Source organism: Bacillus sp. mrc49 (assembly GCF_002803435.1).
This window is the reverse complement of sequence record NZ_PHNG01000170.1, coordinates 1-923: the sequence shown is the minus strand read 5'-3', so window position 1 is coordinate 923 and position 923 is coordinate 1. Positions and strand designations below refer to the sequence as shown.

The 923-nt window shown below is 42.0% G+C and carries 2 protein-coding genes; both read left to right on the top strand.

Annotated features, from left to right (window positions below):
* Positions 1-20 precede the first annotated feature (20 nt).
* Positions 21-491, top strand: a complete 471-nt coding sequence (gene rpsG / locus CVN76_RS01185) for a 30S ribosomal protein S7 (RefSeq protein WP_048677878.1) — start codon at positions 21-23, stop codon at positions 489-491.
* A gap of 44 nt (positions 492-535) precedes the next feature.
* Positions 536-923 (top strand): GTP-binding protein (locus tag CVN76_RS01180; protein ID WP_157805418.1); only part of this gene is annotated, 388 nt, incomplete at its 3' end.

The following is a 923-nucleotide window of genomic DNA, read 5'->3' as shown; positions in this document are numbered from 1 at the left end:
TCTTGAAAGGAGGAAATATAATGCCTCGTAAAGGACCTGTAACGAAAAGAGACGTATTACCAGATCCAATTTATAATTCAAAACTTGTGACTCGCTTAATCAACAAATTAATGGTTGATGGACAAAGAGGTAAATCACAAAAAATTCTTTACTCTGCATTTGATTTAATCAAAGAACGTACTGGCAATGAGCCAATCGAAGTTTTCGATCAAGCACTTAAAAACATCATGCCTGTATTAGAAGTAAAAGCACGCCGTGTGGGTGGAGCTAACTACCAAGTACCAGTTGAGGTGCGCCCAGACCGCAAATCGACTTTAGGTCTTCGTTGGTTGGTAAACTACTCTCGCCTTCGTGGAGAAAAAACGATGGAAGAGCGTTTAGCTTACGAAATCATGGATGCTGCCAACAACACTGGAGCAGCTGTTAAGAAACGTGAAGATACACACAAAATGGCTGAAGCTAATAAAGCATTCGCTCATTATCGCTGGTAAGATCAATCACTATAAAATCCTTATAGAAGGAAGGAGAAAGACAAATGGCAAGAGAGTTCTCCTTAGCAAACACTCGTAATATCGGTATCATGGCTCACATCGATGCTGGTAAAACGACAACAACAGAACGTGTTCTTTATTACACTGGTAAAATCCATAAAATTGGTGAAACACACGAAGGTGCATCACAAATGGACTGGATGGAACAGGAACAAGAACGCGGAATCACGATCACATCCGCTGCAACAACTGCACAGTGGAAAGGTCACCGTGTAAACATCATCGATACGCCTGGACACGTAGACTTCACAGTTGAAGTTGAACGTTCATTGCGTGTACTTGATGGAGCTGTAGCCGTACTTGATGCCCAATCAGGTGTTGAGCCTCAAACTGAAACAGTTTGGCGCCAAGCTACAACTTATGGTGTACCAC